Origin of the sequence: Rahnella perminowiae (assembly GCF_019049755.1) — a bacterium.
Lineage (GTDB): Bacteria > Pseudomonadota > Gammaproteobacteria > Enterobacterales > Enterobacteriaceae > Rahnella > Rahnella perminowiae.
In genome coordinates this window covers 53,783-61,862 of record NZ_JAFMOS010000645.1, presented here as the reverse complement: position 1 = coordinate 61,862, position 8,080 = coordinate 53,783, and the positions used below count along the sequence as shown (strand labels likewise).

The 8,080-nt window shown below is 53.3% G+C and carries 5 protein-coding genes; 3 read left to right on the top strand and 2 right to left on the bottom strand.

Annotation, left to right across the window (positions count from 1 at the left end):
* Together J1785_RS26280 and J1785_RS26275 are read right to left on the bottom strand one after the other, a co-directional pair.
* The coding region (locus J1785_RS26280) for a multifunctional CCA addition/repair protein (RefSeq protein ID WP_217221046.1) at nucleotides 1-1,223 on the bottom strand (1,223 nt) is incomplete at its 3' end.
* Nucleotides 1,224-1,413: 190 nt separating this feature from the next.
* On the bottom strand, nucleotides 1,414-2,034 hold the full coding sequence (locus J1785_RS26275; RefSeq protein WP_129954489.1) for a TIGR04211 family SH3 domain-containing protein: 621 nt from the start codon (nucleotides 2,032-2,034) through the stop codon (nucleotides 1,414-1,416).
* A gap of 279 nt (nucleotides 2,035-2,313) precedes the next feature.
* Here J1785_RS26275 and J1785_RS26270 point away from each other — a divergent pair, with 279 nt between their 5' ends.
* From J1785_RS26270 to hldE, 3 genes are all read left to right on the top strand, one after another.
* Nucleotides 2,314-3,621: a CYTH domain-containing protein gene (locus J1785_RS26270; protein ID WP_129991611.1), complete on the top strand. Its 1,308-nt coding sequence runs from the start codon at nucleotides 2,314-2,316 to the stop codon at nucleotides 3,619-3,621.
* Nucleotides 3,622-3,678: 57 nt separating this feature from the next.
* The gene (gene glnE, locus J1785_RS26265; protein ID WP_217221045.1) at nucleotides 3,679-6,516 is read left to right on the top strand and encodes a bifunctional [glutamate--ammonia ligase]-adenylyl-L-tyrosine phosphorylase/[glutamate--ammonia-ligase] adenylyltransferase; all 2,838 of its coding nucleotides are present in this window, start codon (nucleotides 3,679-3,681) and stop codon (nucleotides 6,514-6,516) included.
* 87 nt (nucleotides 6,517-6,603) lie between these two features.
* Nucleotides 6,604-8,031 carry a bifunctional D-glycero-beta-D-manno-heptose-7-phosphate kinase/D-glycero-beta-D-manno-heptose 1-phosphate adenylyltransferase HldE gene (gene hldE, locus J1785_RS26260; protein ID WP_129954495.1) on the top strand — a complete coding sequence of 476 codons (1,428 nt, stop codon included), beginning with the start codon at nucleotides 6,604-6,606 and terminating at the stop codon, nucleotides 8,029-8,031.
* The last annotated feature ends 49 nt before the right edge of the window (nucleotides 8,032-8,080 follow it).

Here is an 8,080-nt window from a genome sequence, read left to right as displayed (position 1 = left end):
TCCTGGGTTTGTTTCCAGTCGGCCAGCGCCTGAGTACGGCGTTTCTTCAGTTCATCGCGGATAGCCATACCCTGGAAACCGGCATCCAGCACATCTTTATTTGTCACGCTGCGGGCAACGTTAAAGGCTTCTCGCAGGTAATCGCCTTGCGGATACGGATTATTTTCAAAGGTCGTCCGTCCGCGTGCGTCGGCTTCACTGGTCATAATCATCTGCTCAAGCCGCTGAGGTTTGCGCCAGACATCAATGGTATCGAACAGTTTTAACAGGGTTTCCGGACGCAGTTTATTCACGGTATGAATCAAATCATGAAACTCCGCGACCAGTTTCGCTAAATCACGAATGTGTGTCGGCACTTTCAGCCGCTGGCAGAGTTTTTCCACCAGTTTTACGCCTGCCGGGCCATGTCCGTGATGAGCAGGCCAGAATTGCGGCGGCGTCAGGGCCTTACCCAAATCATGGCAAAGTGCTGAAAAACGCACATCAACGTCAGGTGTCAGGGTACTGGCGATTTTCAGTGTCATCAGCGTATGGATGCCGGTATCAATTTCCGGGTGCCATTTCTCCGGCGCAGGCACGCCAAATAATGCATCAATTTCAGGGAACAGAACTTGCAGGGCACCACAGTCACGCAGCACCTGGAAAAAGACCTGCGGGTCCTGCGTTTGTAATGCTTTTTCTGTTTCTTTCCATACACGTTCAGATATCAGGGCTTCCAGCTCGCCGCTTTCCGCCATCTGTTGCATCAGAGCCTGCGTTTCCGGGGCGACCGTGAAACCTAAATGCGCGAAGCGTGCTGCAAAGCGGGCAACTCGCAGAACACGCAGCGGATCCTCGCCGAAAGCATCGGAAACGTGGCGCAGCAGACGTTGTTCTATATCACGCTGGCCGTGGTATGGATCGAAAAGTTCGCCGTCTTTGCTTTTGGCGATGGCATTGATGGTCAGATCCCGACGCATTAAATCTTGTTCCAGCGTCACATCGGGGGCGGCGTAACAGGTGAAACCGTTATAACCGGAGCCCGATTTTCGCTCAGTACGGGCCAGCGCATATTCATCATGAGTCACCGGATGCAGGAAAACCGGGAAATCTTTACCGACCTGCTGATAACCCTTTTCGAGCATGTATTCAGGCGTGGCGCCTACCACGACCCAATCGTGTTCAGACACAGGCAGGTTTAATAAACTGTCTCGGACTGCGCCGCCGACCAGGTAAATCTCCACGCGATAACTCCTGAAATTAGCTTATTCCAACGCATCATGTCGCTGAAAACAGAAAAGGAACCCTGCCTTTATCATAGCAAAGTTGTGTTGTTGATTTCCCGGGCTGATGATTTCCTGACAAAAACAAACACGAAAAGGCACCGGAGTGCCTGAGCAATGAGAAGAGATCACGAGTCTTGCGTGGGAGCCTTCAGCTCATCCAGCGATCTTTTTTCCTGCGACGCGGAACCAGATGTGGCAATACCAGCCCCAGCACCAGACCGACACCTGCGACACCACCGCCATACATAAACCATTGTAAAATAATGGTTCTTTGTTTGTCATCGAGCTGGACATTCACGGCATCAACTTTCTTTTTGGCAACGATCAGCTGATTTTTCAGATCCTGATTTTCTTTCTTCAGACCATCAATAATACCGTCACTCGACGAGACTTTGGACTGCATTTGGGCCGTGCGCTGATTCCAGCTGGAATCAATGTTGTTCAGCTTGTCGGTCAGCGTTTTCACCTGTTGTTCCAGATCCGGAACGCGGGTACGCAGGCTCGGCACATTGCTTAACTGATCAAGTGGGATCCAGGCTGTTTTGCCTTTTGAATCAACGATCTCACCGTATTTTGTGCTCTCGTTGACACTGCGCAGGGTGACTTCTTCACCGGCATTCAGAGTGCCTACGATACGATACTGATTACCCGGACCGCTGTGGATATAGGTGATCAAATCGTCGGAGATATAGCGCTTCTCATCAGCGTGAGCGCCCCATGTCATGCTTAAACCAAGCAAAGCGAAACCAATTAGGCGTAATTTCTGCATTATTTCATCGTTTCTTTGTGAATTTAGGGAACGTGAAGTGTGGATCCGTTTTATCGGGATACGTCTTCTGGCAACCGCCACTGTCCGGCCATTGCACTCATACAGGTACTAAAAGTTGGAGACCGATAGTAAGGGCAACAGTGTGACGACGCAACGTATAAACCGGAATGAGAACTATCTTACAATCCCGCAACATGCGGCTTGCGCGCTGTGCTTATGATAGAATTGCAGCGACGCGTTAATCCCTTTTGGCAGCAAAGCATCGGTGTGAAGACTCATATGACCGTAGAAATAGAATTAAAATTTATCGCCACCCCGGCCGCAATCGCCGAATTACCTTCGCAACTCGCTGGTTTTAACAGTGAGCACACCGCGCCTTCAAAACTGACCAACATCTATTTTGAGACTGCGGAAAACTATTTACGTTCGCATGACATGGGTCTGCGCATACGTGGTTTTGACGATCAGTATGAAATGACCATCAAAACCGGTGGCAAAGTGGTGGGTGGGTTACATCAGCGCCCGGAATACAACGTTGAGCTGAAAAAGCCGGTGTTGAAACTCAGCGCGTTCCCAAAAGATATCTGGCCGGAAGGCTGCAAGCCCGCTGCTTTACAGAAAGAACTCGCTCCGCTGTTCCGCACGGATTTTACTCGCGAGAAGTGGGTAATTACTTACGGCGAAAGCGAGATAGAACTTGGGTTAGATCAGGGTGAGGTGGTCGCCGGCGAACTCACCGAACCGCTGGCTGAAATCGAACTTGAGCTGAAAAAGGGTAACACCGCCGATTTACTGGCACTGGCGGCAGAAATCGGTGCTCATGGCGGCTTACGTCAGGGCGGTTTCAGCAAGGCGGCTCGTGGTTATCACCTCGCGAAGGGCAATCCTGCGCGCGACATTAAACCGCTGCCGGTGTTTAAAGCGAAGCCGAAAGCCACGGTTGAACAGGCTATGTCTGCGATGTTCGAACTGGCGCTGGATCACTGGCAATATCATGAAGAACTGTGGGTTCGCGGCGACAAAACTGCACGTCTGAGCGTATTGCAGGCGGTGGAAACCGTGCGTCAGATTCTGGTACTGTTCGGCGGGCTGGTGCCGCGTAAAGCGTCCGCAGAACTGCGCACATTGCTGACTGATCTGGTGCCGGTACTGGAACAGAAATCGGCGGATGCGCAGGAAATTTGTTATGGCACTGCCTGTCTGAAGTGCAAGTTAGTGCTTACTTCCTGGCTGGCAACCTCAGGCTGGACGCCGTTTATTGATGATAAATCTGCGAAGAAACTGGACGCTTCCTTCAAACGTTTTGCTGACATCATGCTCGGTCGTACCGCAGCGGATCTGAAAGAAGCCTTTGCGCAGCCACTGACGGAAGAGGGTTATCGCGATCAGCTGGCGCGCCTGAAACGTCAGATTATTACCTTCCATTTGCTTGCCGGTGCTTACCCTGAAAAAGACGTCGATGCGTATATTGCCGGCTGGGTGGATCTGCAACAGGCCATCGTTCAGCAGCAACACGCCTGGGAGGATTCGGCCCGTTCTCACGCGGTGATGATGGATGCTTTCTGGTTAAACGGACAACCTCGTTAACTGACTGACTAGCCTGGGCAAACCGCCCGGGCTTTTTTTTGCAAGGAATCTGATTTCATGTTGCCACTTTCTTCTGTTTTGCAAAGCCATGCGCAGAGTTTGCTTGAACGCTGGCGTGAACATCCTGACAACCTGCCCCTTCCCGATGATCAACAACTGGCCATTCTGAGCAGCAGTGAATTCGTGACGGACAGTTTGCTGGCGTTTCCGCAGTGGTGGCATGAAATTGACCAAAATCCCCCCCAGGCACAGGAGTGGCAACTTTACCGCCAGTGGCTGGAGGGATCGCTGACACAGGTGACCGATGAAGCCGGCTTAATGAAAGCGCTGCGTCTGTTTCGCCGGCGTATTCTGACCCGCATTGCATGGTCGCAGTCAGCACAAACCAGTGAAGCGAAAGATACGCTTCACCAACTGAGCGAACTGGCAGAGTTACTGATTGTCAGTGCCCGTGACTGGCTATATGAAGCCTGTTGCCGTGAGTTCGGTACGCCGGTCAATGCGGCAGGAGAAGCGCAACGTATGCTGATCCTCGGGATGGGGAAACTGGGCGGAGGTGAACTTAATTTCTCTTCGGATATCGACCTGATTTTTGCTTATCCGGAAAATGGCCAGACCCGCGGCGGACGCCGTGAGCTGGATAACGCGCAGTTTTTCACCCGCCTTGGTCAGCGTCTGATCAAGGCACTGGATCAGCCGACTATCGATGGTTTTGTCTATCGCGTGGATATGCGTTTGCGCCCGTTCGGCGACAGCGGCCCGCTGGTGATGAGCTTTCCCGCACTGGAAGATTATTACCAGGAGCAGGGGCGCGACTGGGAGCGCTACGCGATGGTGAAAGCGCGTCTGATGGGCGGTGCGGAGGATATCAGCAGTCAGGAACTGCGAAAAATGCTGATGCCTTTTGTTTTCCGCCGCTATATCGATTTCAGTGTGATCCAGTCCCTGCGCAACATGAAAGGCATGATCGCCCGCGAAGTACGCCGCCGTGGTCTGAAAGACAACATTAAACTCGGTGCGGGCGGTATCCGTGAGATTGAATTTATTGTGCAGGTATTCCAGCTGATCCGTGGCGGACGTGAACCGGCATTGCAGCAACGTGCGTTGCTGCCCACGCTCCAGGCGCTGGAAAATCTGGGCCTGCTGCCGGTAGAACAGGTGTTGCAGTTGCGTAACAGTTATCTGTTTCTGCGCCGCCTGGAAAACTTATTGCAGGCGATAGCGGACGAGCAAACTCAGACCTTGCCGTCGGATGAACTGAATCAGGCGCGTCTGGCGTGGGGGATGGATTACGCCGGCTGGCCACAGCTTCTGGATGCCGTGAATGCTCACATGCAGGCTGTGCGCTCGGTGTTTAATGAGCTGATAGGCGATGATACGCCAGATGCCGAAGACGATGTGCAACTTGCCCATTTCAGCAGCTTATGGATTGATGCACTGGAGCCTGACGAGCTGGCTCCGCTGGTACCGCAACTTGACGAAAACGCGCAACGGCATGTTTTGCATCAGATTGCTGATTTTCGCCGTGACGTGGATAAACGTACGATCGGGCCACGCGGGCGTGATCAACTGGATTTGCTGATGCCGCGTTTACTGGCGCAGGTCTGTACCTATAAAAATGCCGATGTCACGTTACAGCGGCTGATGCAGTTACTGCTTAATATCGTCACGCGCACGACATATATCGAGTTGCTGGTGGAGTATCCCGGTGCGCTCAAACAGTTAATCCGTCTGTGTGCCGCCTCGCCGATGGTCGCGACACAACTTGCACGTCATCCTTTATTGCTCGATGAACTGCTCGACCCGCGCACGCTTTACCAGCCGATTGAGCCGGGCGCTTACCGCGACGAACTGCGTCAGTATCTGATGCGGGTGCCAACAGAAGACGAAGAACAGCAGCTTGAAGCCGTGCGCCAGTTCAAACAGGCCCAGCATTTGCGTATCGCAGCCGGGGATATTTCCGGGGCATTGCCGGTGATGAAAGTCAGTGACCATTTAACCTACCTTGCGGAGGCCATTCTCGATGTCGTGGTGCAGCATGCGTGGGAACAAATGGTCGTAAAATACGGGCAGCCCGCGCATCTTCAGCACCGTGAGGGGCGCGGTTTTGCCGTGGTCGGTTACGGGAAACTCGGTGGCTGGGAGCTGGGTTATAGCTCAGATCTGGATCTGGTCTTCCTGCTCGATTGCGCGCCGGAGGTGATGACGGACGGCGAACGCAGCATCGACGGACGTCAGTTTTATCTTCGGCTGGCGCAGCGCATTATGCACTTATTCAGCACCCGGACATCGTCAGGCATTCTTTACGAGGTTGATCCGCGTCTGCGACCTTCCGGCGCATCCGGCATGCTGGTCAGTACCATTGAAGCGTTTGCAGATTATCAGGCCAATGAAGCCTGGACGTGGGAGCATCAGGCGCTGGTTCGCGCGCGCGTGGTTTACGGGGATCCGCAACTGACACAGCAATTTAACGCCACGCGTCGCGACATTCTTTGCCGCCAGCGCGATGGCGATGGCCTGCGTAAGGAGGTCCGTGAAATGCGCGAGAAAATGTATGCCCATCTGGGGAGTAAAAAAGCCCACGAGTTTGATCTGAAAGCCGATCCGGGTGGCATCACGGATATTGAATTCATTGCACAATACCTGGTTCTGCGTTTCGCGCATGATGAGCCGAAGCTGACGCGCTGGTCTGATAACGTGCGGATTTTTGAACTGATGGCACGATATGACATCATGCCGGAAGAGGAAGCGCGCCATCTGACGCAGGCTTATGTGACGCTGCGCGATGAAATTCATCATCTGGCGTTGCAGGAACACAGCGGGAAAGTGGCCGCGGACAGCTTTGCTACTGAGCGCGCGCAGATCCGTGCCAGCTGGGCAAAGTGGCTCGGCTGAGGGTTTTTATTCGGCTAACAGGCGCTTGTGATATTATCCGGCGCATTGTATTTACCCGATTTGATTTATCTGTTTTGGAGTCTTGGGATGAAAGTGACTTTGCCTGATTTTCACCGCGCAGGTGTGCTGGTTGTCGGTGACGTAATGTTAGACCGTTACTGGTATGGCCCGACCAATCGTATTTCTCCGGAAGCTCCGGTGCCGGTGGTGAAGGTCAGTACCATTGAAGAGCGGCCTGGCGGTGCAGCTAACGTGGCGATGAACATTTCATCTCTGGGCGCCTCTTCCTGTCTGATCGGCCTGACCGGCGTAGACGACGCTGCACGTGCCCTCAGTGAGCGTCTGGCAGAAGTGAAAGTTAACTGCGATTTCGTCGCACTATCCACACATCCTACCATCACCAAACTGCGAATTTTGTCCCGTAACCAGCAACTGATCCGCCTCGACTTTGAGGAAGGTTTTGAAGGCGTTGATCTCGAGCCGATGCTGACCAAAATAGAACAGGCTTTACCGCAAAGTGGCGCACTGGTGCTGTCAGACTACGCCAAAGGTGCCCTGACTGAAGTGCAGAAAATGATCCAACTGGCGAGAAAAGCGGGTGTGCCAGTGCTGGTTGATCCTAAAGGATCGGATTTCGAACGTTACCGTGGAGCAACGTTACTGACGCCAAATTTATCCGAATTCGAAGCTGTTGTCGGTCATTGCAAAAACGAAGGTGAAATTGTTACCCGTGGTATGCAGCTGATCGCTGATTTCGAACTTTCCGCGCTGCTGGTCACCCGCTCTGAGCACGGGATGACCTTATTGCAGCCCGGCAAAGCGCCATTCCACATGCCAACGCAGGCGCAGGAAGTGTATGACGTGACCGGTGCCGGTGACACGGTGATCGGCACGCTCGCTGCTGCACTGGCCGCAGGCAATACGCTGGAAGAATCCTGCTTCCTGGCGAACGCCGCCGCCGGTGTGGTCGTGGGTAAACTCGGTACCTCAACCGTTTCTCCGGTTGAACTGGAAAATGCTATCGGCGGACGTTCAGACGTTGGTTTTGGCATAATGAACGAAGAACAACTAAAAGCTGCCGTGGCGATGGCGCGTCAGCGCGGTGAGAAAGTCGTGATGACCAATGGCATCTTCGACATTCTGCATGCCGGACACGTTTCTTATCTGGCGAACGCCCGCAAACTGGGTGACCGTCTGATCGTCGCGGTGAACAGTGATGCTTCGACCAAACGCCTGAAAGGCGAAACCCGTCCGGTGAATGCGCTGCAAAACCGTATGATCGTGCTGGGCGCGCTGGGCGCTGTCGACTGGGTGGTGTCTTTCGAAGAAGACACTCCGCAGCGTTTGATCGCCGGGATCTTGCCAGATCTGCTGGTCAAAGGTGGCGACTACAAGCCTGAGCAAATTGCCGGGAGTCAGGAGGTCTGGGCGAACGGCGGCGAAGTGCGCGTACTGAATTTTGAAGATGGTCTTTCTACCACCAAAATCATCAATCAAATTAAATCGCAGGACTGATTTCCTCTGTCTGGATCAGGTTATTTGCAACGAAGGGCTTATCTGATAA